Raw genomic sequence first — 23,372 nt, 5'->3', positions numbered from 1 at the left:
ATCCCACAAACGACTCTCACTCCCCGAAAGTTGACAAATCGTTGCTTATCTTTTGCAAGTCAATTTGATAATTGTTTTTAAAATAATCTATCACCATATTATACTTTTGAAGTATTCTCTTTTGCGTATCTTTACTCGGGTGCAAATAACCATACTCCCCGTCAGAAATCAACTCATCGTACGGATGATCTACAATTGCGTCGATATACGAGAACCAGTCATCTTGTGGTGTCGTTGAATTTTCCCAGTTAAGAAAACCATAAAAGTGAATATACTTTTTATTATTCGTATTCGAGAAAATCGTATAGTTACTAACCTCGGCAAATTCCGACGTTACCGGCAAATCCAAATGATCCAAGAATACCCGATGTAGCGATCTCTTGAATTCATATTTCTCAGCCTGGGTCATCTTTTCTATCCGACTGCTACCATAAGTAACCATAATGTAATCAATGCCGCGGCGCACCAAATAAGTTATATTCAAAAGCTCCACGGGTGTTCCCAATCCGCTTTTTGCCGAATACAAACTATCAGCCAAGAAAACCTTTAGCGGCAAGCGTTTCAAGAATGCATCGGGATAATACTTCAACCATAATTCCTGCAACAATTCCACCTGTTTTCCCACCCACGCTTCATCTGAAGGCACGTAAAAAAGTCCGCTTGCCGTACTGTCTTGCTCGGGGAAATACGTTCCATTTAGATATTTATCTTTGTCATAATAAACATCTACCGGATTATATTTATAGAGAAATAACGTATTGTATTTCTCGAACATTTCCACGATTATCTTATCGTAATCATGATCTCCCTGCGGCAAATCATACTCGCTATACACGTTTTCCTTTTCCGGTGAAGCGTGTAAAGAGTCTTCATGATAACATCCTGACAAACCCCAAGCAAGGCACAATATCAATAAACTATATTTCATCTTTTCCATTTTCATCCAAATTAATTAATACCACTATTCATCAAGGATTTACTTCCAAATTGAAATTCTTATCCAAAGCCGAACGAGGAATCGGGAGCACGTAACGATCTCCGCCTTGCGGAAGCACGTAAGTAACAGGCACATCAGTCTCACTCGCTTGATACTCGTGTCTAATCTCCGGCATTCCATATCTTCTCAAGTCAAACCAACGATGATCCTCGAACGCAAGTTCGCGCCGACGTTCTTCTTGATAAAATGTTAACAACGCCTCCCCTGAATAATCTACATCATCATAACTCTCGTTACGAGTATCATAACGATGAGAACGCAACGTATTCAAATCATTCAAGGCTGACTTCCTCAAACTTTCATCTCCGTCACGAAGATAACGACGAATATTCGCTTCTGCCCGGTTCAAATAAAGTTCAGCCACACGCATCCCTTTAATCGGGTAATTCGTCTCCACCGTATACTCTTTTCGTATTCCATATTTGATCTTAATTACAGCCGGCGTGGAGAAAAAATCGCGTGCGTATTCATAATAATAGCGCAAACGTAAATCCCCCCGATTATTCACGTTACTTTCCGTAAAATCATACAATTGCACCAACTCGGTCGAGGGAACAAAAGTAAATCCAGACTGGGCAAAATCATACTGATAACTATTCCCGTATCCCAACCATATCACCTCTTCACTTTTCCGTCCGTATATATTTTCATTTGGGGCGTAAATCATTCCCCAAGTCTGCCACGGGGCACTTGCCAAATCAAATAACGAAGATTTTTTCTTCAAGCCCAAGGAAGCATACTTCTCAGCCTCGTCCCACTTTTCCATATAAAGATATAACCGCGACAACAAATTGTAACAGAACACATCCGAAGCCTTGAATTTGCTATTCCCCACTCCAAATTGCTCCAAAAGTGGCAACGCTTCCAATAAATCACTCTCGATTTGTGAATATACCTTGGCGATAGAAGCCCGTTTCGGGTAATCGTCCGAAACCTCCGATGAGGTGATTAAAGGTACCCCGGGTGCCTTTTCCACATCAATACCCTCCGCATTATAAGGCTTCGCGAAAAGATTCACCAACATGAAGTAAAAATATCCCCTCATGGCCAAGCTCTGCCCTTTAACATTGGCTTTCTGGGTTTCCGTTCCCGTCACTTTGTCGAGCATATCCAAAACAACATTGCACCCTTTTATCGCCCGATAATAATGTTCGTACGTATCTGCTCCTTGCACACCGCCACTCTCCAATTGTTCAAACATATCAGACTGCCAGGCATACACCGGCAAATACCGCTTATAATATTGCTGCACCATCTGGTCTTTAGAATAAACGCAAGTGACATCATCCGTCATCATATCCAGGTACATGTGGAACACGTTTTCACTATGTCCGGCAACGTAAACCTCCCCCATCAACAATTGCTGCAAATCATCCGCCGAACTCGGCCTCATCTCGTTCTGACTCGTCTCATCCAAGAAATCACCACATCCACACATAACGAGTAGACATATTAAATACCATATATTTTTACCAATTCGTATCATATTCAAATGCTATTAAAAAGTAATATTTAAACGTACTGAATAATTTCTCGCCAAAGGTTGTCCCCCGGTTGCCACCTCAGGGTCTACCCCCTTGTAATCCTTACTTACAATCATGAATGGATTGCTTACCGACCCTGATATCGACACAGCCTTCAATGTCATGTATTTCACCAAATTCTGCGGCAAATTATACGTCAAAGTTAAATTGTTGCATCTGAAAAAAGAGGCATCAACCACCCGCGCATCAGAATAATCAAACATCTCATACACGTTACTAACAAGATTTCCTCCGGGGAAACTGATATTCACGTTTCCCGTTCCCACGGAAGGGATGGACGGTATGTTCGTAGATTTTTCATCCCCGGATTTTTTCCAGCGATTCACGAAATCTTTTGAATAATTGTCATAGGCACTCGGCAACGAATAGGGGAAATTCTTGCTCTGGAATAACGAATGCAGGAATCGTTTTCCACCAAGGCTCAGAGTAAAACCACCGCTCAACGATAAATTCCGATATCTAATCGACATGGACAAACCTCCTGTAAAATCCGGTTCCATCTTTCCCATATATTTCATGTACTCCGTGGCATCATTGACCCCAATACCTTCCTCGTTATTATTTTTGGTCGGGATATTGAATACAGGAGTACCATTCTGCGGATCAAGTCCTTGCAACTCGAAAGCCCAGAATGCAGAAACCGGATAACCCGCCTTGTTCAAATCTCCACTCACTGCCGCCAACCAAGAATTATTGGGAAGAAGCGTACTCTTAATCCGATTCCGGTTTTTAGACGTATTCAACGAAATATTCCAAACAAAATCCTTCATGCGTAGCAATGTCGTGCTCAAATTCAACTCGATACCATCATTTTTCATCGTTCCACCGTTAATCGGCATCTGCTTTATCCCGTAAGAAACCGGAACATCCTTGTAAATAATCAAATCCTCCGCCTTCTTCATATAATACTCGACAGACAGCATGATTCGATTTTTAAATAATCCCATGTCCGCCCCGATATTAATCGTTTTTGTCTTTTCCCAACGCAAATCGGCATAAGGCAATGAACTAATTTCCAACTCATACTCACCGGTAACGTTATTCACCACGTTTGTCGGGAGCTTGGCAATCAAGTCCGGACCGAAATTCTCGGCAACATTCCCTTGCCAACCGTAAGAGAGACGTAAATTCAATTCACTAAACACCTTCTGTTTTTGCATCCACACCTCGTTATGCACGTTCCAACGCGCACCCAACGACCATACCGGGAGAAATTTTGACTTACTATCCTGCCCAAAACGATTCGAGGCATCCGAACGCACACTCGCCGTAAACACGTAACGCTCATCAAAAGAGTACGTCATACTACTATAGAAAGACAGGAAATTAGAAGTCCGATCCACTATATTCGTTTTAATCTTCTGATAAATAGGATTTATTCCTGCAGAAATCATTTGCGGTGGTAGAGTCACATTTTTACCTCTATCCGGGAAATAGCCATAAGTTACCGCCGACACCTGGTCATATTTCGTGCTACGACTCTCCTGACCGATAACCCAACCGACACGATGCTTTCCAAATAATTGACCATACGTCAAACTATTTCTCCACGTGAACGAGGTACTCCGGGACTCCGTGGTACTTAATTCTCCTCCATGAGGTAATTTCGATTGTTCATATTTAGAATCACCCTTCAAATACTCCCCGAATTCATATCCGCGAATCGCCGTAATGTAATAACTATATTCCGATGCATACGCCTCTCCCACCGTATTATTGGAACCGAAACTTGCCAACGACTCGAAACGTACTCCCGGAAGAATGTCATAATTAAAATTCGCGTTTATATTAACACTTCTTCTGTCATTCGTGTTTCCCGTTTCGGAAAGTTCATGCAATATGTTGAACTTATAGCCGTCCGCCCGATTATAAAAAAACAAACCTCCATCTTTATCAAAACACGGGATTGCCCGGCTCGTGGACAACGCGTAAGAATAAGGATCAACGGTATAAAATCCATCCGTCACTCCATAACTGGCATTCATTCCAATACCAGCCCGAATTTTATGACTTAAATGGGCATCCATACGGAAAGAAGCAGCCAGTTGCTCTGATTTATTTCCTTTAGCCGCTCCTTTATTCTGCACATAATTCAACGAACTATAATAAGTCACTTTATCATTACCGCCCGATACACTTAGACTATGATTATGACTCATTTGCGTTTGGTACAATATATCCATCCAGTCCGTGTTCATTTCTTCAAGCTCTTTCACGGCAACATTAAACTCGTCAAACGTAATCTCTTTGTTAATGTATCTCTCTATCTCCCGCTCGTATCCCACGGAAGTAGTCGGGATTTGACCTAACAAACGTTTTTCATAAATCTCGCGAGAAAAATCAATACGTTCTTTCGAATTCATCAAATTCATCTTCTTGTAGTTCAATCTCTCCGTAACACTCAAACCACCCGAATAGGTAACAGACAAACGCCCATTCTTACCTCGTTTCGTGTTAATCACGATCACGCCATTCGCAGCCTTCACACCATACAACACTGTAGCCGAAGCATCCTTCAATACCGTGATGTCCTCGATATCATTCGGGTTCAACCACGCGATACTATTTCCCACGAAATTGGTAATCATATCAAAGTTATCTCCCAAGTCATTTAAAGCCTGTGCATCAAAAGGAATCGGATCCTCTTGAATAATGCCATCAACCACCCAGACCGGCTCTTGATTCCCCAACAAGGTGGAAGTTCCCCGCACGCGCACTTTCTGACGCGTACCAACCATCCCCCCTGTATTCATCACCACCACCCCGGGAAGCTTTCCTTGCAACATTTGCTCGATGCTGTTCGTCCCGTCGAAAACCATATCCTCACGCTTAACCGTATTCGTGGAACCGACCATATCCGTTTTACGGATTCTCTGGTAACCGGTAACAACAACCTCATCCATCGTCTCAGACACCTCTTTCAAAATCACATCTATCACCTCATTTCCCGCGTAAACGACTTCACGCGTTTCCATTCCGACAAATGAATATACCAACGAAAAATTCTTTGGCGGGTTAGGAATTACTAATGTATATTTCCCGTTCACATCTGTTGCCACCCCAATCTTCAAGCCTTTCACGGTAACGGTCACTCCCACCAACGGTTCCTTTTTCGTGTCACACACTCGCCCTCTCACTTTTACAGTTCGTACACTGTCATTTTCCATTTTCAACAAAGGGGTTATCACGATATAATCATCCACGAACCGATACGTCATGCCACTTCCGGCAAGAATTCGGTCTAACACGGCAGATAACTCCATATCCTTAAAATCTGCCTTCACTTTTTGCTGCAACGTCAAACGGTCGTCATTATAAATCACAATCTTGTTCGTTTGCCGGCGAATCTCCTCGAAAACCGTCTTGATAGACGTTTCTCCCAAGTTCATGCTCAATTTTTGCTGTGCCAGCCCGTTCGCGGATAACGTACACACGAAACAGACGCACAAAATCCAAGTCAATTTCATAATTCTCCACAATTGTTGCCGCTTATTTTTTGACAAAATAAGCCACAAGACATTACTTTTTTTCATACATTTGTAAATTAAGTGATACTTAAAACTCCCCCGGGAGTGACTACCGGATCGTGCTCCCAACACTTTCCGGTATTTTATTCCCGTCAGAAGTGATTTTAAACTTTATTTCTCGTTAACTGTAATTACATTCCCATTCACTTTAAAAGTTACATTCGTGGTTGACTCTATCAAAAAAAGGATATAGTCGATATCGTTGTATTTTCGGAAAGCACCCGTAAACTTCAACTGTTTCAAACTCTCCTTGCTGAAAAAGAAACTCACCTCGTACCAACGTCCCAATTTGTCAGCCAGTTCATCCAACGGCATTGCGTCAAAATTCAAAATGCCGTTCTTCCAATCGACATACGTGTCCACGTTCACGGTTTTCACCTCGTACTCCCGGCTCTCGTTATTCATCACGAACTGGTGGTTTGGGGTCAACACCTCGCTAATTTTCCCACTCGTCACATCCACACTCCCGCTTACCAAAGTAACTTCCGTGCGAGCCCCCTTCTTGTATGCCATCACGTTAAACCCAGTACCCAGTACTGTCACATCTAATCGTTCCGTGCGAACCACAAAAGGATGCACTTCATCCCGAGACACGTCAAAATAAGCCTCTCCTTCCAATTCCACTAACCGCTTATCACCTGTGAAACGCACGGGATATTTCAATCTAGACTCCGAATTCATGTAAACCACTGTCCCGTCGGCAAGCACCAAACGAAACTCTCCCCCGGTTGGAACTCGCAATTCATTGTAAACCGGGCGTCCCAATGCCACGCTATCTTTTCGACTATAATCTATATAGTCCGCCACGTTCAAAATAGAGAAACCCTTTTCCTGGATCGTATCTGCCCGTTCGCTTCCCAAAACGACCTGCACTCCCGTCGACAACACCAATACCGCCTTCGCCCCCCCGGGCTTTACCACAGACTGCACCGCCACGACAGGCGTCTTCTTTCCCGAAGGGAAAAACACCCACGTCATCCCCAGCAGTAACACAATAGCCGCCGCCACACTCCAACCAATACGTATTATCCGTTTTCGACGCCGACTCTCCCGCTTATGTTCTACCGCTTGCCATGCCGCACTTTCTTCCACGTTCCTCCATTTCACGGAATACTTTCCGGTGTACCAAGCCCGCTCAACCTCCCGGAAAAACAATCGATGCTCCTCGTTCTCTCGTACCCATTCCTCGAACACCTGCCGCTCCTCTTCGCTCGCATCCCCTGCCAAGACCCGGTAAATTAAATCTTCTATATAATCCGATATAGCCATACTAGTTTATTTTTCTACAAGTAGGACTAAATAAAAATCAAAACGGGTGAATGAGACAAGATTTTTTTTGCAAAAAATATAACTTTTCACTCTTGGGTAACTTCAGGAGAAGCTATAGCGATAAACAACATAATCAGCTCTTGCTCTCCCCGCAACTCCTCCCTCAAAACACGCATACCATTACGCATCAAAGTTTTCACCGTATTCAAAGAAACCTGCAATTCATCGGCTGTATCTTGGTATTTCATATCCCGCATTAACACGCAATTCAACACACGTCCCGTTTGCTCGGGCATCCGGGCAATCACGGCATTCACCCGGTCCACGATTTCCTGGCTCAATAAAGCAGCCGAATCAGCTGCCACATCGACAGACATGTAATCCACCCGGGCTCGCAGCACATCGTTCTTGTGCAAGTAAGTATAACAACTATTGCGAACGGAAGAAAAAAGATAAGAACTAAGAGCCTTGCTCCTGATACGCTCAAGATAATCGTCTTCCCACAAACGCACGAAAAACTCTTGGACGAGATCTTCCGCCATCGTGTCGTCACTAATCAATGTCCCGGCATACAACACCAAAGGACGATAGTAACGATCGAACAACATCCGAATTCCCTCCTTACGATTCTTTATGAATCTATCAAGTATATCTCGATCATCCTTTCGCATCAACACAAAAATAAATCTTTTTCACCAGTGATACATCAAAAAAGAAAAAATTTATTTATCGACACTACTTTTTCCCGCAATCTCTTGCCCACATCCGAACTACAATTGCCTAACCGTTGCTTGCCCCTTGCCCGCCCCCAAAAACCAATTATGAACGAACCATAAACGTAGCATAAACGTAAATTTGCGTTCATGATTCGTTTATGATTCGTTCATAATTGGTTTATAAGGTAGCGTATCTATAGACCAATGGGGGCGCAAACATCTCCTATCCCCTCCAAATAACATTGCACGAGACGGGATACCGCATAATTACCTACCTCCGCATCCGGCACCAGAAGGTACTTTCGCATGGCAGGAGAAAAAGAATCTACCAGAATCTCGTAAAACACGGCGTAGATTACCCGGTGAGATAGCACGTGTTTTTTAGCCACGAACTCCCGTTTCACGCTAACACCTTCCATTCCGTCAAATAACATACCAAATTCAGGTACTTGCTGCAATTCGCCCCAAGAGACAGAAGACATTGTTTCCACCAGCGGAAACTCGTAGAGATTACGCCAGATATCATTTCCAGTACGTTTGGCAAGTAAAGTTCTCCCACAACCATGGATATGCAAATAATTAAAATAACGGGATTTTACCGTGGTTTTCCCGCCTTTCACGGGCAATCGTTCCACCCGTCCGGAAGCCTGAGCCAAGCACTTTCCGTTCAAAGGGCAACGGGTGCAATCGGGCGATTTCGGCACACACTGCAAAGCCCCGAATTCCATCATTGCCTGGTTGAAAAGATCGGGACGGCGTTCATCCAGTAAAGATTGTGCCAACTCCGTGAAATACTTTTTCCCTTCCCCGCTGTCAATTGGCGTATCAATGTCAAAAAGCCGGGCCAACACCCGGTACACGTTACCATCCACCGTGGCATAGGGTTGCCTGTAAGCGAAAGAACAGATTGCCGCTGACGTGTAGTCCCCCACTCCTTTCAGCGCCAGAACGCCTTCTCTCGTCCGCGGGAACATTCCCCCGCAAGAAGACATGATTTGCTTCGCCGCGGCGTGCAGGTTCCGGGCACGACTGTAATACCCCAATCCTTGCCAGTATTTCATCACCTCATCCTCATCCGCCACGGCAAGGGAACGCACATCCGGAAAGCGCCGCACGAAACGATTGAAATAATCCAACCCCTGCACCACCCGGGTTTGCTGCAATATAATCTCCGAAATCCATATCAGGTAAGGATCATTCGTTTCCCGCCACGGTAATTCCCGCTTGTTTTTCCCGTACCAGTGAATTAAAATACCGCTAATCTCTCTATCTTCCATATCGCCAAATTATCGGGTACGAAGATACAAAAAACATCGGTATCCTATTCGGGCAACAAAAAAGAGACCACCTTTTCAGGCAGTCCCTTTCCATTCACTCATAACATAAAAATCTATCCTTATTCCAAATGTGCACGGATCATCCAAGTTACTTTTTCCTTTTTCTCAATCATATCTTCCAAGAAATTGGATGTTCCGAAATCCTTTGACCCTTCCTTATCCATCGTCTCCAAGTCAGAACGAATCTGACGTATCACTTCCGCATTGTCATCCAACAAAGCGGCTAACATACCTTTTGCATCGGGAAGCGGCTTTTCCTCGTCTTGCTCTTTGATACGGTTGCGTTCCAGGCATCCTTTCAAGGAACCAATAGGACGCTCGTCCAAGTCACGAACACGTTCGGCTATGCTATCTATATCTTCAATCAAACCATTGTAAAGATCTTCCAGGAATGTGTGATAAGATCTAAAGCTTGCACCTTTCATATTCCAATGGTAATTCCATGTTTTAGCAAGTAAAACAAAATGATCGGCAAGTAAGTTATTTAAAATCGTCTTGCTTGATTTGATCATCGCGGCGTCTAAACCAATATTTCCTTTCATCATAACTATAAATATTTAAAAGTTCTTTGTATTTCATTGTAAACATCTATAGAAACGAAAAACGACCGATAATGTTTCATACCGGTCGTTTTATTTTATTTATCCCTAGATGATCAAGGGCTATTTTAAACCTCTTTTCATCAAAAGCGGCTCCTCGGACGGTTGTTGCCCCCGGAATTTAATATATTGTCCCATAGGATCGTCATACCCTCCTTCAGACAAAATATATTTCCGGAATTTTGCAGCCAACTCTTTGTTATAAATATCTCCGGAAGCCTTGAAGGCTTGGAACGCATCGGCATCCAACACTTCAGCCCAAAGATACACGTAGTAACCGGCAGAATATCCCCCGTCAAAGATGTGCGAGAAATACGTTGTACGGTAACGAGGCAAGATTTCTTTAATCAAACCGTATTTATCCATCGAAGCTTTCTCGAATGCATTCACGTCGAACTCTTGTATCGTGGCTTGAGAATACCAATCCATATCCAACAATGCTGCGGCAACATATTCTACTGTGGCAAACCCTTGGTTGAAATGCCCGCTCTCCTGAATCTTTTTGATTAACGCATCCGGCATCGGTTCACCCGTCTGGTAATGCTTAGCGTACATTTTCAATACTTCCGGTTCACTCGCCCAGTTTTCCATAACCTGTGACGGCAACTCCACCATATCGTGAGGTATCGTTCCGGCTATACGCTGATAATCGCCACGAGTAAAGAAGCCGTGCAGAGCGTGACCGAATTCGTGGAACATCGTTTCCGTGTCGTCCCAAGTCAACAGTACGGGAGCATCGCCCACGGCAGGTGAGAAATTATACACCACGGATACCAACGGCATCTCTTCCTTACCGTTTTCTTTCGTGTAATGACGGAACTCTGTCATCCACGCCCCGGCAGACTTACTCGCACGAGTGAAATAATCCAGGTAAAGGATTCCTAAAGAACTACCGTCCACATCCTTCACCTCGTAAGTTTCCACTTCCGGGTGATACAAGGGTATATCCGTACGTCTCTCCAACGTGATCCCGTAAAGTTTATTCGCGACCTCGAACATGCCGTCACGCACATTCTCGAGTTTCAGGTAAGGCATCATCTCGGACTCGTCCAAGTCATATTTCTGTTTCCGGAGTTTCTCGGCATAATACCACCAATCCCAACTCTCCAACTTTTCTTTCATGCCTTCCTTGTCCGCGATCTTTTGCATTTCAGCCAATTCTTGCTTGGCAACTTTCAACGCGGGAGTCCATACTCTTTCCAAGAAAGAATGCACGGCTTCCGGCGTCTTTGCCATATTCACGTCAATTACATAAGCGGCATAAGTATCGAAGCCCAACAATTTGGCTTTCTCGGTTCTCAAATTTACCATTTGAGCAAGCACCGCCTTATTATCATTAACGTTATCATTGTTCGCCCGCATGTAGTAACCTTTATACAACTTCTCTCTCAAATCACGGTTCTTTGCATACGTCAGGAAAGGAAGCATACTCGGTTTTTGCACCGTGAATACCCATTTCCCTTCCATGCCTCTGTTCTTTGCTTCTGCCGCTGCTGAAGCTATTGCATTATCGGAAAGTCCTTCCAAATCCTTGGCATTATCAATGACCAACGTGAAAGCATTCGTCTCCTTCAACAGGTTATTGCCGTATTGTAAACTCAACTTGGACAATTCGCCGTTAATTTTCATCAACTTAGCTTTGTCTTCATCATTCAGGTTAGCCCCCCCTCGAACGAAATCATTATAGTATTTCTCCAACGTGCGCGATGCCAAAGAATCCAATCCTAATGACTCTTTTTTATCATACAACGCCTTGATTCGGGCAAAAAGCTTCGGGTTCATGTTAATTTCGTCCCCGTGGGCAGTAACAGCCGGACTGATCTCCATTGCCAAAGCCAGCATTTCGTCACTCGTGACAGCCTCACAAAGATTGAAAAAGATAGCTGACGTCTGGTTCAATAATTTCCCGGATTGGTCGAGAGCCACGATCGTGTTCTCGAAAGTCGGAGCCTCCGGGTTATTCACGATTGCCTCGATTTCAGCTTTATGCTGTTTCATCCCTTCCTCGAAAGCTGGCTTGTAATCAGCCAATTTGATCTTATCGAAAGGCGGAGCTTGAAACGGGGTTTCAAATTTCTGCATCAACGGATTCTCCGTCTGCCTGGCTCCCTCTTTGCAAGAGGCGACCAAAGCGGTAACACTCAAAAGTAATATAACTCTTTTTTTCATAGATGATAATTTATATTTTAAACGCTTCTTCTACACAAATCCAAAAAACAAGGTAAAGATATAGATTATCCGCTACAAAGCATTAATTTTGCGATGAAAAGATTTTTTTATCCATCTATAAAAATAACATGAGTAATCTATTGTTTGTTGCGCTCGGTTCCATGTTCGGCGGGGTTTCCCGTTACTGGTTAAGTGGTTTTATCCAAAAGAATTTCGATACCGCGTTCCCGATAGGAGTTTTTATCGTGAACATCGCGGGCTGCTTTCTCATGGGCATCATCGCCGGATTATTAACCCATGCCAATATTCTCACGAACAATCATCGCCTGTTACTGGCTGTCGGCTTCTGCGGGAGTTTCACCACTTTTTCCACTTTCTCGTTGGATAACCTGCAATTATTGAGCACGAAAGCCTATTTTTTACTTTCCCTTAATATCGGGTTAAGCGTGGTACTTGGGCTCGCTGCAACATGGACCGGCTACTACCTGATGCAAAGTTTATCCAAATAAAATTTAGCCCGTGAAGAATTTTCGTTAGCTTTGTGATCGAACAAAAATGCTAAAAATAACTCAAATATGATTAGACATCTATCTTTATGCTTGGTCGTTTTGCTTTCCGCAATCAGCACGACCTTATTCGCCCAAAAAGGCGGACCTCGTTCCGGCTATCAATTCACGACAGTTGCCGATTTAAAAACAACCCCAGTAAAGAATCAACAAAGCGTCGGCACTTGCTGGGATTACGCGGCTCTTTCATTCCTTGAATCAGAATTATTACGCAAAGGGAAACCGGTCTACGATCTGGCAGAACTTTACGTTGCCAAAAACGCTTACTTTGAAAAAGGTTTGCGTTACGTTCAATTTCACGGGAAGACCAATTTCAGCGAAGGTGGACAAGCCCACGACGTGATTCACGTGATCAAGAAATACGGTATTGTTCCGGAAGAAGTGTACACCGGACTACAATACGGGCGGGATTTTCACATTCATGCTGAAATGGTAGAAGCCCTGCAAGGTATCCTTGACGGGGTCAACAAAAACCCGAACCGCCAGATTACTCCCGTGTGGACAAAAGGCTTTATGAGATACATCGAATCGTATCTTGGCGATACGCCCGAAACTTTCACTTACGAGGGAAAAGAATACACGCCACAAAGTTTTGCCCAATCATTAGACCTGAACCTTGACGATTACGTGGAACTCACGTCCTTCGAGGCTTTCCCGTTCTATCAAGCCACGGTACTTCCCATCCCAGACAACTGGCTGCACGGACAGTACTACAACTTGCCGATCGACGAACTCATGGAAGTGATGAACAACGCCCTCAAAAACGGTTACACCGTTTGTTGGGATGGCGACGTAAGCCACAACGGATTCAACCATTCCAGCGGATTGGCTATTCTCCCGACGGATAACCCGGAAGAAATGATCAACGCCGAGATCGACAAATGGACTACCCTCAGTGAAAAAGAAAGAAAAAATAAGATACAATCTTTCGAATCCCCTGTACCGGAAATGAAAGTGGATGATGCAAAACGTCAATTCAAATTCAACAACCGCCAAACCACGGACGACCATTTGATGCATATCACCGGATTGCTCAAAGATCAAAACGGAACTCTGTATTATAAAACGAAAAATTCATGGGGTGAGGAAAGAAGCGATTTCGGCGGTTACCTCTACATGTCCGAACCTTTCTGCCGTCTGCAAACGGTAGCAATCATGGTTCACAAAGATGCTATCCCGAAAGCTATCCGTAAGAAATTGGGTTTATAATCCTACAACCTATAAAGTAATAAAGTCCATAGAATAGTTCTATGGACTTTATTACTTTATTCCTAATTACAATTCAAAACGAATTGTCATCCGCCATCGACATAAACTTTTTACGAATCCATTGGGATATTTTTGTCGTGATCTCCGGACCGGAATAAGGGATAAACTCCTCGTACATATCCGCCTGATCGAAATTATCTATTCCGATAGACAAGACCTCTATTCCTCGCTTTTTGGCTTCCTGCACCACGACCCACACGTGCTCTCGGGCATCCTCTCCGTCATATCCCGTGGCAGAAGGTGCTCCATCGGAAATCATAAGGAACAATTTATTCTTTGCGTCAGATTTGAATTTATCAAAGCAATACAACATGGCATACCCGTCGGCATTGGCGTTCAATGCCTGTTGCGAGAACAACTTCCCAAGCTGCAATTTCTCGCCCCGGTCATGGAAACGGGTAATCTCGATCCCGTCATCCCCACAGCGATGCCCGTAGATGGAATAATACACGACATTCGGGTACTTGTTGAAAGCCAAAGCCAACCCGGCTGATATTTCTATCTGCAAAGGGATTTTATCTTTCGTGCACATGGAACCGGAAAGATCCAACAGGATAACTACTTCCAAAATTGCCGAAGGAGCCATTACCTCCTCGAAAAAAATATTTCGGTTATAGCGGGACTGATACAATTCGTCCTCATCCAATTCCCCCGAATCCTGCTCGTATATTACCCTTGTCCTATCCATCTTCCCGGAAAACATGGCTAGACTCAATTGTATTTTGGCAGCCAACCCTTTTGCCCGGTTCAATATATCATCAGAAACTTCCGTCACTTCCGCATCCACTTCCACCAATCGGTCACACACGCCTAACGAACCCTTCCATTCCAGCTTGGAACGTTCCGAACTCACGAACAACTGCGGGGAAAACACGGTATTCTCGTTCAACGTCGTCCGCAAATCCCGGATCACCGTTTCCGCCATCTTGATCTGCTTATCCGTCTTGAAATCCTCGATTCCCTTCATCGCCTTCTTCATCTCCTGCAAGAAGAAATTATCCGGGCAAACCTCCTTATCATGGAACAAATCAGCCAATGCCCCGGCATACCAGACCACCTCTTTGTAAGTCAAGTCGGCATAACTCTTAATCCCCTTCAATATGGCGTTTACTTGCCTTACCTTCACGTCATTACCGGGAAAATCCAAGACTGCCCGCATATAACTGCTCTCGTCCAACAGATTAGGATATAATATCTTGGTGCAGATATAGTCATAGAGAGCCTCCGAGCCGTCACCTCCCCGGTGAAAACCGTCATCACTCTGTCCCCCGTAATACCCCATGCGGGATTCCACGATATTCAGTCCCATGGCAAGTCCCAACTTCCGGGCGGCATACAAATAGTAATGATACCCTGGAAAATCCTTTACCAGCTTGGATTCTACCCGCCGATCCTCGATGAAATGGATCATGTCATAGTGCATCGGGGTATAAAGCAAATCCTTCTCGTCCAATCCGGCAATATCTTTTCCCGTGTAAATCCAGTGAGCCAGCTCGTGCACGAAATACCCGAAAAAGACAAATACCCGGGTTTCATCCGAAATCTCGAAACGGAGTAATTTCAAATTCAAAGCAATATGCTTCGGGTTCATTGACAAGGCGGGCACCCTGTTCGAAAGCACCATTTTAGGAATCTCTCCCGTGATGTGATAAGCAATCTTGGCACATACCGGAACCAACTTCAATATATCGGTCGTTCCTAAATCCCGATCCAGCAAATTACGGGCAGTCGGGAAATCACCCCACCAATCCCGATCAATAAACTGTTCATCATATATTTCTTCTATCCGCCGGAAATCCATGTCGTCCAATTAAAGGGTCTGTATCAACGAGCGGGCAATCGTTTCCTCGCCCGTGATTACATAGTTCGTGAGGATCACCCGCTCGATCACCTCGCTCAACCTATACCCCAAAGGCATATACGCCGCCGCATCCAACACCTGCCGGGTAGAAAGCGACACGGATAAGGTTTCCTTCTGTTCCGCCAAACGCAATATTTCAGCCACCCGAGCCAGTTGGATAGCCGCATCACGGGATACTTTCGGGAAGCGAGCCCGGATCAAATCGGCTTCTTCCGTTGCGGTAAGATAATTCAGCCGGATTTTGATAAAACGATCCTCGAAAGCCGTGTCTAACCGCTGCGTGGACACGTAAGCGAATCCCACGTTACCAGCAGCCACGAACAACACGTTCTCCCCTTTATTATAGCGTTTCCCGGAATCCTCGTCATAAATATAAGACTGTTGCCTATCGAGGATCGTCATCAGAAAATTCGCAGCCACCATCGGTGTACGGGTCAACTCGTCAAGAAAAATCAATGTCGGTTTCGTTGACACGAAAGCCTTGAAGAACTCCGAGCGCACCGCCTTGGTCTTTCCGTCATCACCGATAATCAATCCGCCCACGAACATCTTTTTCGGTTTGAAGGCTTGTCCCATATCGAAGGCGAAATAATCCATTCCCATGGCACTCGCCAATTCTTTGGCTATGGATGATTTCCCACATCCTTTAGGTCCGAGCAGAAAAGGATACCGCTTCAAGTATAGCGTGTGGCACATAAACTCCCACGTCTGCACGGGAATACACAAGTCCTCCGAATGTTTCGGGGGTGTAAAAGGAAAGAGAGTAGCTTGTCCGGCTACATACGTACTATTTGTCATGCTTTATTTATCTACTAAATTTACCGCCAAAGTTAACACTTTTAAATTCTCACAACTTCTTTATCATCTCAAACTGTTTTCCCGTCGGTTCGATATTCCTTGACTTGAGGAAAGCAGTAATCGAATCGCAAGAAACCTCCGTATTCACGATCTTGATAGAACTATATTTATTGCACTCCAACATCTTTTGGAACAGCAACGAACCGATACCTTTACGTCGATATTCCTTGTCCACTGCTATCTGGGTAACATCCCCGGACATCGGTTCAAAGACCCCGTAACCGACAAGCTTGCTTTCCATGAAAACACCCAGGCAAACGAAATCCTCGGGCACCCGGTTAATAGCATCGAAGCTATTTTGCCACGAAGGCTTGAAATCCCAGAAACCGGGTATCACTTCATACTCGTTAATATCGATCGGTTGTAACGAATAAGGGCCATCGATAGCCTTCATTTCTCGGTTGATCTGCCCACTCTCCGGTCTGAAGTAATAAAACTCGCGTGTCACCTCGAACCCCAATTTTCTGTACACGGAAACGGCTCCCGTGTTATGCTGCAACACTTCCAACAAATATTCTTTTATCCCCGCTTCCCTTAAATAAGAAATAGAATATTCAAATATTCGTGTAGCCAAACCCCTTCCCCGATAATCCTTCAGCGTTCCGGTTCCCGTGTCGTAAGCCATTGAAGTCCCGTAAAAATCCCCGATTCCATTACAGGTGAACGCAACAATCTGATCCCCGTCGAACGCCGCAAAAGAAAGCCTCGGGTCAAAACCACGCCGTTTCAACATAGTCACGAGTTCCGCCTTATTCAGTTGAATTTCATAATCGGCAAAAGCCTTCTCGAATGCCTCAAACAACTCGTCGAAGCTCGTATTTTCCAATGATTTAATTTCCATATTTTCATATTTTGCATTAAAAATAAGCAATCTTGCAATCTCCTCAAAATAAAAGCACTTGAAATCGTGAAATTCCAAGTGCTTCTATCATGTTATCCCCCAAAATCTTACTTCGCCCAAAGTTGAGCCAAATTCAGGATCGTTTGCATTGCTTTATGCATCGTATTCAAGGAACAATATTCAAATTTCCCGTGGAAATTCATACCTCCAGTGAACAGGTTCGGGCAAGGCAATCCCATGTAGGACAAACGTGCCCCGTCGGTACCTCCGCGTATAGGACGCACGATCGGGGTCACCCCGGCTTGAGTCATAGCCTCGAAAGCCTTCTCGATCACTTCCGGATGCGGTTCCACCATCTCGCGCATGTTGTAATATTGATCTTTCAATATCAAAGTCAACACGTCTTCACCATATTTCTTCGTCAACAACTCCACGGTTTTCGTGATAAATTGCTTTTTGGCTTCAAACTTCTCACGGATATGGTCGCGGATAATATAATTGATCTCAGCATTTTCCACTGAACCACTCAGACCCACGAGATGATAGAATCCCTCGTACCCGTCCGTGTGTTCCGGACGTTCCCACGCCGGCAACAGGCTATTGACCTCGGCAGCCACTTGCAAGGCATTAATCATCTTGTCTTTCGCGTATCCCGGGTGTACGTTACGTCCTTGGATAACCACTCTGGCACTCGCCGCATTGAAATTCTCGTATTCCAACTCTCCCTCGAAACCGCCGTCTATCGTGTAAGCGAATTTAGCACCGAATCTCTCCACGTTGAAATAATCCACACCGCGTCCCACTTCCTCGTCGGGAGTGAAACCGATACGAATCTTACCATGTTTAATCTCCGGGTGAGCCATCAGGTACTCGGCAGCCGTTATGATCTCGGCTATTCCCGCCTTATCATCCGCACCCAACAAGGTAGTCCCGTCCGTGGTAATCAACGTGTGTCCCTTGAATGCCGACAACTCAGGGAAATCCTTCACGGTCATCATCAAGTTCTCGTTCAAGCGAATATCCGTTCCGTCATAATTCTCGATGATCTGCGGCTTAATATTTGCCCCACTCATATCCGGACTGGTGTCCACGTGAGAGATAAACCCGATCACCGGACGATCTTCATATCCCGGTGTAGCGGGAATAGTTCCCATCACGTAACTATGTTCGTCCATCTCCACCTCGGTCAACCCGAGTCCTTTCATCTCCTCTACCAAGTACCTCAACAATACTTTCTGTTTTTCGGTAGACGGAAATGTTTCGCTTGCCTCGTCACTCTGCGTGTCGAAACTCACGTATTTCAAAAAACGATCTTTCAAATCCATCTTATCTATATTTTTGATTTATGATTTCATTTAGATTATGATTTACGAGAAGATCGAAATCTTCAATCGTAAATCATAAATCGCCAATTAATCCGTTAGCTTAGCTTTCATCGAATCATAGATGAAGTAAACGATGATTAGGATATACATCACTACTGCCAGCATCTCGGCTCCGCTCCATCCCATGAACCAATCAAGTCCGGCAAATTTCAATATAGCACTAATCACACCCATCAATGCACCACCGGCAATAAATCCGGAAGCTATCAATGTACCGCGTTCACGGCGAGCCTTATTCACGTTCTCGTCCTTGCTGCGGCTTCCTACATACCAACTTACGATACCACCAATCAACAACGGCGTATTCAAATCCAGCGGGATAAACATACCCAATGCGAAAGCCAGGGCGGGAACCCCTATCATAGTCAGGATCAATGCCAAAACGGCACCTGCAAAATACAACAACCACGGGGTTGCGCCACCTTCCATCAACGGTTTAATCACGGCAGCCATAGCGTTTGCCTGCGGGGCAACCAAAGCCCCGTCACCCACGAAACCGTAAGTTTTGTTCAATACCATCATCACACCGGCAATCGTGGCGGCAGAAACGGCAGTTCCCAGGAACTTCCATCCCTCCTGTTTAGCGGGAGTCGTACCCAGCCAGTAACCGATCTTCAAGTCCGTGATAAAACCACCCGCCATCGACAACGCAGTACAAACCACACCACCGATAATCATGGCAGCCATCATTCCGCTAGTCCCACTCAATCCAGCACTCACCAACACCAGCGAACTCAGAATCAACGTCATCAACGTCATACCGGACACCGGGTTGGAACCCACGATAGCGATAGCGTTAGCCGCTACAGTCGTGAACAGGAAAGAGATAATAAACACAATCAAGGTAGCGATGATCGTGTGCATCAGATTTCCTAACACACCAAATTGGAAGAACACGAATGTAGCAATCAAAATAGAGATCACGCCAGAGAGAATCAACCGCATGGAAAGATCTCTTTGCGTACGCTCCACGCTTCCCTCGATATTTTTCTTACCGCCAAGCTCGCTCACCGCCAAGCCCAACGCCTGTTTGATAATACTGGATGAACGGATGATACCGATTACCCCAGCCATAGCGATACCACCGATACCGATATGACGGGCGTAATTCGTGAATATCTGTTCCGGGCTCATATCTCTCAAAAGCATCGTGACACCCTCTCCGACAGCCAACGTCTGCCCGTCGGCAAAATGGCTGATAAAAGGAATCAACACGAACCACACGGTGAAAGATCCGGCACAAATAATAGCCGCGTATTTCAAACCAATAATATATCCTAAACCGAGTACAGCTGCACCCGTGTTAATCTTGAATACCACTTTCACTTTGTCGGCAAGCATCTCACCCCACCCCATCAAACGGGTAGAGATCCCTTCAGCCCACCAACCGAACGTACTCACGCAGAAATCATACAAACCTCCGATAAGCCCGCTTACCGCCAACAACTTCGCCTGGTTACCTTTTTTCTCGCCGGACACCAGCACCTCGGTCGTTGCCGTCGCTTCCGGGAAAGGATACTTCCCGTGCATATCTTTCACGAAATACTTCCGGAAAGGAATCAACAGCAAAATGCCCAAGAATCCCCCGAACAGAGATGAAAGGAACACTTGATAAAACTGGGCTTCCAATCCCAGGATATAAAGAGCCGGCAAAGTGAAAATGGCTCCCGCCACCACCACGCCTGAACTTGCTCCAATAGACTGAATAATCACGTTCTGCCCGAGCATATTCTTCTTGCCCATCATGTTGCCCACACCAACGGCAATAATAGCAATCGGGATAGCTGCCTCGAACACCTGCCCCACTTTCAGCCCCAGGTAAGCGGCTGCCGCGGAAAAAATAATCGCCATGATAATACCGAACGTCACCGAGTAAGGCGTCACCTCCTTGGGATTCGTGTTAGCCGGCATCATCGGCTTGTACTCCTCGCCCGGGGCGAGTTCCCGGTAAGCATTATCCGGGAGTGAATTCATTTGTTTGTTTTCTTGCTCCATCTTTTATTATGAGTAAATGATTTATTTTTATACTGCCCCCAAAGATAACGATTTTAACGAAAAAACGGAGATTGCAACAACCTTTCTCAAACGATTCCGTATTTTTAACCATAGATATAAACTCAACATCATGAAAATCATGCACTATCTGGAAATACTTTCCACGGCGATCAGCATCATCAGTCTGATTATTGTCATCTACGGGGCGGTTATCGCCTTCTGTGCCTTTTTACGCAACGAAGCCCGAAGAATTACGGGGCAATATTCTTTCACTGCCACTCGTGAACTCCGAGCAGACTTGGGGACTTATCTTCTTCTTGGACTTGAATTTCTGATCGCATCCGATATACTCAAAACCGTGTTGGAACCCGGCCTGAACGAGTTAGCCATCCTCGGCGGCATTGTCGTCCTACGCACCGTTCTCTCCATCTTTCTTAACAAAGAGATCCGGGAATTGCAATCACAGAAAGAAACGAACTAGATGGCTTTTTATTGACTCTTGTTTGCATACATGCTTATTTTCAATTAGATACAGAAGTTCTTCATCTTATCCCGGATACACTTAAAGAAAAGAATCGAGCTCAAAGTAAACCTCATTAAGATTCCACTGTCAACATATTGGGCGGAACCACCAAACACGAATTCCGCCCCTTTTTTCCCTAATCCAGCGTCTGAACCCCGCCGCCATTCACGAACAATACCTGTCCCGTGACCCAACCGGAAATAGGGGCGGCAAAGAAAAGCACGGCTCCGGCAATATCGTCTATTTCACCCAATCGCTTGATGGGCGTGTGTGCCAGCATCTTTTCCTCAATCTCTGGAGTCAACACCGATTCCAGGGCTCGCGTTTCCACCGCACCCGGACCCACGGCATTTATCCGCACGTCCGGTCCGAAGTCCATTGCCAGATTCGCCGTCATGTGGTTCAACGCCGCTTTCGACGAGGCGTAAGCACTCATGCCCGGACTCCGGTTGATACTCGCCATGGAAGTTATATTCACGATTGAGCCGTAGCCAGCCTGTTTCATGTAAGGCACAGCCAACTGGCACAATCGCCAAGTACTAAAGACATTCACTTTAAATATACGCTCGAAATACTCTTCTGTCACGCGAAAAGGATTCTCTTTTCCTCCCCCGCCGACACCCACGTTATTCACCAGGATATTCAACTTCCCGAACTCCATAATCGTGCGCTGCACGAGGTTCATCAAATCCGCATCTCTCGTCACGTCACATTTCACCGCCAACGCCCGGTGTCCCATCGACCGTATATCTTCCGCTACAACCTCGGCGTCTGCCAGATTCACGTCACCGATCACCACGTCGGCACCCGCTTGGGCTAAAACGTGTGCACTCCCGCACCCGATGCCATTACCGCCACCCGTTACGAGAGCCACCATGCCCGTCAAATTCAACATTTTATTTAAATCCATCATTTTCTTTGTTTTATTTTTACAACTTACGCTTTTCCTCCTCTTTCGGTTACCCTCGAGAGCGAAAATGTTCATCCTTCCGGTTCATTTTATCCTTTGAAAGCAACTTTCCGTGTAAGAAATACGTTTTCATACCATACATTAACAACAATTCACGGGATATGAACATAGCGATCAGCGGAGCCAGCGGTTTTATCGGCAAACACCTCACGACATCACTCTCGGGATCGGGACACGAGGTTGTCCCGCTGGACAGGTCATTCTTTCAAGAAAAAAAGTTCGATCAACTGGTACAAACACTTTCACGCTGTGACGTAGTTATTAACCTCGCGGGCGCACCCATCAATAAACGATGGAGCGCATCGTATAAGAAAGAATTACGGGACAGCCGTATCAAAGTGACACGAAGCATCACGAAAGCATTGAACGCCTGCCCCCGTAAACCGGAATTGATGATTTCGGCATCCGCCGTCGGGTACTACCCGACAGGAGGGACACACGACGAGTACACGGGCAAACGGGGGGACGGTTTTCTGCCGGAACTTTGCGAAGCATGGGAACAGGAAGCCCGGCATTGTCCCCCGGCGACGAGATTGGTTATCACCCGTTTCGGTATCGTCCTTTCCCCCGACGGGGGAGTCATGAGACAGATGTTGCTTCCCTTGAAAATGAAATTTGCAACGGTCATCGCACCGGGAACACAACCTTTCCCGTGGATCAGTATCCATGATTTGTGTCGGGCGATGGCATTCATTATCGCAAACAAGCTGATAGAGGGAGTCGTCAATCTAGTGTCACCGGGAAGGCTCACACAGCACGCCTTCACTCGTACCGTGGCAAAAGCTTGTCATGCCTGGACATCCGTGACCGTTCCACGCTTTTGTTTTCGCGTGCTATATGGAGATAATCTGCTATGGATAAACCAAAGCAAATCAATATTTCCCCTGACTTTTTCCGGGTACCAAAACGGCAAGCCCAGCTTATATAAGTGAATAGCAACCGCAAA

The 23,372-nt window shown here is 45.3% G+C and carries 17 protein-coding genes and 1 pseudogene; 4 read left to right on the top strand and 14 right to left on the bottom strand.

The window, feature by feature from the left end; translation table 11 throughout:
• Nucleotides 1-16 precede the first annotated feature (16 nt).
• The 8 genes from BN8899_RS00235 to BN8899_RS00200 form a co-directional block, all read right to left on the bottom strand.
• Nucleotides 17-937 (bottom strand): zinc-binding metallopeptidase, encoded by a 921-nt coding sequence (locus tag BN8899_RS00235; protein WP_148375193.1) that lies wholly within the window; start codon nucleotides 935-937, stop codon nucleotides 17-19.
• 31 nt (nucleotides 938-968) lie between these two features.
• On the bottom strand, nucleotides 969-2,435 hold the full coding sequence (locus tag BN8899_RS00230; protein ID WP_065217823.1) for a RagB/SusD family nutrient uptake outer membrane protein: 1,467 nt from the start codon (nucleotides 2,433-2,435) through the stop codon (nucleotides 969-971).
• 60 nt (nucleotides 2,436-2,495) lie between these two features.
• The gene (locus BN8899_RS00225) at nucleotides 2,496-6,074 is read right to left on the bottom strand and encodes a SusC/RagA family TonB-linked outer membrane protein (RefSeq protein WP_065217822.1); all 3,579 of its coding nucleotides are present in this window, start codon (nucleotides 6,072-6,074) and stop codon (nucleotides 2,496-2,498) included.
• 105 nt (nucleotides 6,075-6,179) lie between these two features.
• Nucleotides 6,180-7,337: a FecR family protein gene (locus tag BN8899_RS00220; protein ID WP_065217821.1), complete on the bottom strand. Its 1,158-nt coding sequence runs from the start codon at nucleotides 7,335-7,337 to the stop codon at nucleotides 6,180-6,182.
• Between the two features lie 86 nt (nucleotides 7,338-7,423).
• The gene (locus BN8899_RS00215) at nucleotides 7,424-8,008 is read right to left on the bottom strand and encodes a sigma-70 family RNA polymerase sigma factor (RefSeq protein WP_065217820.1); all 585 of its coding nucleotides are present in this window, start codon (nucleotides 8,006-8,008) and stop codon (nucleotides 7,424-7,426) included.
• A 239-nt stretch (nucleotides 8,009-8,247) separates the two neighbouring features.
• Nucleotides 8,248-9,330: an A/G-specific adenine glycosylase gene (gene mutY / locus BN8899_RS00210; protein WP_065217819.1), complete on the bottom strand. Its 1,083-nt coding sequence runs from the start codon at nucleotides 9,328-9,330 to the stop codon at nucleotides 8,248-8,250.
• A gap of 119 nt (nucleotides 9,331-9,449) precedes the next feature.
• Nucleotides 9,450-9,935, bottom strand: a complete 486-nt coding sequence (locus tag BN8899_RS00205; RefSeq protein ID WP_018338616.1) for a Dps family protein — start codon at nucleotides 9,933-9,935, stop codon at nucleotides 9,450-9,452.
• A 117-nt stretch (nucleotides 9,936-10,052) separates the two neighbouring features.
• Nucleotides 10,053-12,158, bottom strand: coding sequence for a M3 family metallopeptidase (locus BN8899_RS00200; RefSeq protein WP_018338615.1), 2,106 nt, complete (start codon nucleotides 12,156-12,158; stop codon nucleotides 10,053-10,055).
• Nucleotides 12,159-12,286: 128 nt separating this feature from the next.
• On the opposite strand from BN8899_RS00200, the gene crcB reads away from it, so the two are divergent.
• Both crcB and BN8899_RS00190 read left to right on the top strand, forming a co-directional pair.
• Nucleotides 12,287-12,667, top strand: a complete 381-nt coding sequence (crcB, locus tag BN8899_RS00195; protein WP_018338614.1) for a fluoride efflux transporter CrcB — start codon at nucleotides 12,287-12,289, stop codon at nucleotides 12,665-12,667.
• Between the two features lie 66 nt (nucleotides 12,668-12,733).
• Complete coding sequence (locus BN8899_RS00190; RefSeq protein WP_040371871.1) at nucleotides 12,734-13,933, top strand: C1 family peptidase; 1,200 nt, start codon at nucleotides 12,734-12,736, stop codon at nucleotides 13,931-13,933.
• Nucleotides 13,934-14,006: 73 nt separating this feature from the next.
• Here the strand turns inward: BN8899_RS00190 and BN8899_RS00185 are convergent, their stop codons facing one another.
• From BN8899_RS00185 to BN8899_RS00165, 5 genes are all read right to left on the bottom strand, one after another.
• Nucleotides 14,007-15,794, bottom strand: a complete 1,788-nt coding sequence (locus BN8899_RS00185; protein WP_018338612.1) for a cobaltochelatase CobT-related protein — start codon at nucleotides 15,792-15,794, stop codon at nucleotides 14,007-14,009.
• 9 nt (nucleotides 15,795-15,803) lie between these two features.
• A complete protein-coding gene (locus BN8899_RS00180) occupies nucleotides 15,804-16,652 on the bottom strand; it encodes an AAA family ATPase (protein WP_065217818.1) in 849 nt (282 codons plus the stop codon).
• A gap of 49 nt (nucleotides 16,653-16,701) precedes the next feature.
• Complete coding sequence (locus BN8899_RS00175; protein ID WP_065217991.1) at nucleotides 16,702-17,553, bottom strand: GNAT family N-acetyltransferase; 852 nt, start codon at nucleotides 17,551-17,553, stop codon at nucleotides 16,702-16,704.
• A 107-nt stretch (nucleotides 17,554-17,660) separates the two neighbouring features.
• A complete protein-coding gene (pepT, locus tag BN8899_RS00170) occupies nucleotides 17,661-18,878 on the bottom strand; it encodes a peptidase T (protein ID WP_065217817.1) in 1,218 nt (405 codons plus the stop codon).
• 87 nt (nucleotides 18,879-18,965) lie between these two features.
• Nucleotides 18,966-20,933, bottom strand: a complete 1,968-nt coding sequence (locus BN8899_RS00165; RefSeq protein ID WP_018338608.1) for an OPT family oligopeptide transporter — start codon at nucleotides 20,931-20,933, stop codon at nucleotides 18,966-18,968.
• Nucleotides 20,934-21,063: 130 nt separating this feature from the next.
• Here BN8899_RS00165 and BN8899_RS00160 point away from each other — a divergent pair, with 130 nt between their 5' ends.
• Nucleotides 21,064-21,414, top strand: a complete 351-nt coding sequence (locus BN8899_RS00160; protein ID WP_051082743.1) for a DUF1622 domain-containing protein — start codon at nucleotides 21,064-21,066, stop codon at nucleotides 21,412-21,414.
• A gap of 178 nt (nucleotides 21,415-21,592) precedes the next feature.
• Here the strand turns inward: BN8899_RS00160 and BN8899_RS00155 are convergent, their stop codons facing one another.
• Nucleotides 21,593-22,369 carry a glucose 1-dehydrogenase gene (locus BN8899_RS00155; protein ID WP_197496235.1) on the bottom strand — a complete coding sequence of 259 codons (777 nt, stop codon included), beginning with the start codon at nucleotides 22,367-22,369 and terminating at the stop codon, nucleotides 21,593-21,595.
• 158 nt (nucleotides 22,370-22,527) lie between these two features.
• On the opposite strand from BN8899_RS00155, the pseudogene BN8899_RS00150 reads away from it, so the two are divergent.
• Nucleotides 22,528-23,349, top strand: a pseudogene (locus tag BN8899_RS00150) (TIGR01777 family oxidoreductase); the annotation flags it as partial.
• Nucleotides 23,350-23,372 lie beyond the last annotated feature (23 nt).

This window comes from Butyricimonas sp. Marseille-P2440 (genome assembly GCF_900091675.1).
Lineage (GTDB): Bacteria > Bacteroidota > Bacteroidia > Bacteroidales > Marinifilaceae > Butyricimonas > Butyricimonas synergistica.
The sequence above is the reverse complement of the archived record's forward strand: the minus strand, read 5'-3'. Positions and strand labels throughout refer to the sequence as shown.

What these genes read in the sequence shown, in the direction of transcription:
- BN8899_RS00235 (WP_148375193.1), bottom strand. Translation starts at nt 937, where the DNA reads ATGGAAAAGATGAAATATAGTTTATTGATATTGTGCCTTGCTTGGGGT.
- BN8899_RS00230 (WP_065217823.1), bottom strand. Translation starts at nt 2,435, where the DNA reads ATGTGTGGATGTGGTGATTTCTTGGATGAGACGAGTCAGAACGAGATG.
- BN8899_RS00225 (WP_065217822.1), bottom strand. Translation starts at nt 6,074, where the DNA reads ATGAAAAAAAGTAATGTCTTGTGGCTTATTTTGTCAAAAAATAAGCGG.
- BN8899_RS00220 (WP_065217821.1), bottom strand. Translation starts at nt 7,337, where the DNA reads ATGGCTATATCGGATTATATAGAAGATTTAATTTACCGGGTCTTGGCA.
- BN8899_RS00215 (WP_065217820.1), bottom strand. Translation starts at nt 8,008, where the DNA reads ATGCGAAAGGATGATCGAGATATACTTGATAGATTCATAAAGAATCGT.
- mutY (WP_065217819.1), bottom strand. Translation starts at nt 9,330, where the DNA reads ATGGAAGATAGAGAGATTAGCGGTATTTTAATTCACTGGTACGGGAAA.
- BN8899_RS00205 (WP_018338616.1), bottom strand. Translation starts at nt 9,935, where the DNA reads ATGATGAAAGGAAATATTGGTTTAGACGCCGCGATGATCAAATCAAGC.
- BN8899_RS00200 (WP_018338615.1), bottom strand. Translation starts at nt 12,158, where the DNA reads ATGAAAAAAAGAGTTATATTACTTTTGAGTGTTACCGCTTTGGTCGCC.
- crcB (WP_018338614.1), top strand. Translation starts at nt 12,287, where the DNA reads ATGAGTAATCTATTGTTTGTTGCGCTCGGTTCCATGTTCGGCGGGGTT.
- BN8899_RS00190 (WP_040371871.1), top strand. Translation starts at nt 12,734, where the DNA reads ATGATTAGACATCTATCTTTATGCTTGGTCGTTTTGCTTTCCGCAATC.
- BN8899_RS00185 (WP_018338612.1), bottom strand. Translation starts at nt 15,794, where the DNA reads ATGGATTTCCGGCGGATAGAAGAAATATATGATGAACAGTTTATTGAT.
- BN8899_RS00180 (WP_065217818.1), bottom strand. Translation starts at nt 16,652, where the DNA reads ATGACAAATAGTACGTATGTAGCCGGACAAGCTACTCTCTTTCCTTTT.
- BN8899_RS00175 (WP_065217991.1), bottom strand. Translation starts at nt 17,553, where the DNA reads ATGGAAATTAAATCATTGGAAAATACGAGCTTCGACGAGTTGTTTGAG.
- pepT (WP_065217817.1), bottom strand. Translation starts at nt 18,878, where the DNA reads ATGGATTTGAAAGATCGTTTTTTGAAATACGTGAGTTTCGACACGCAG.
- BN8899_RS00165 (WP_018338608.1), bottom strand. Translation starts at nt 20,933, where the DNA reads ATGGAGCAAGAAAACAAACAAATGAATTCACTCCCGGATAATGCTTAC.
- BN8899_RS00160 (WP_051082743.1), top strand. Translation starts at nt 21,064, where the DNA reads ATGAAAATCATGCACTATCTGGAAATACTTTCCACGGCGATCAGCATC.
- BN8899_RS00155 (WP_197496235.1), bottom strand. Translation starts at nt 22,369, where the DNA reads ATGATGGATTTAAATAAAATGTTGAATTTGACGGGCATGGTGGCTCTC.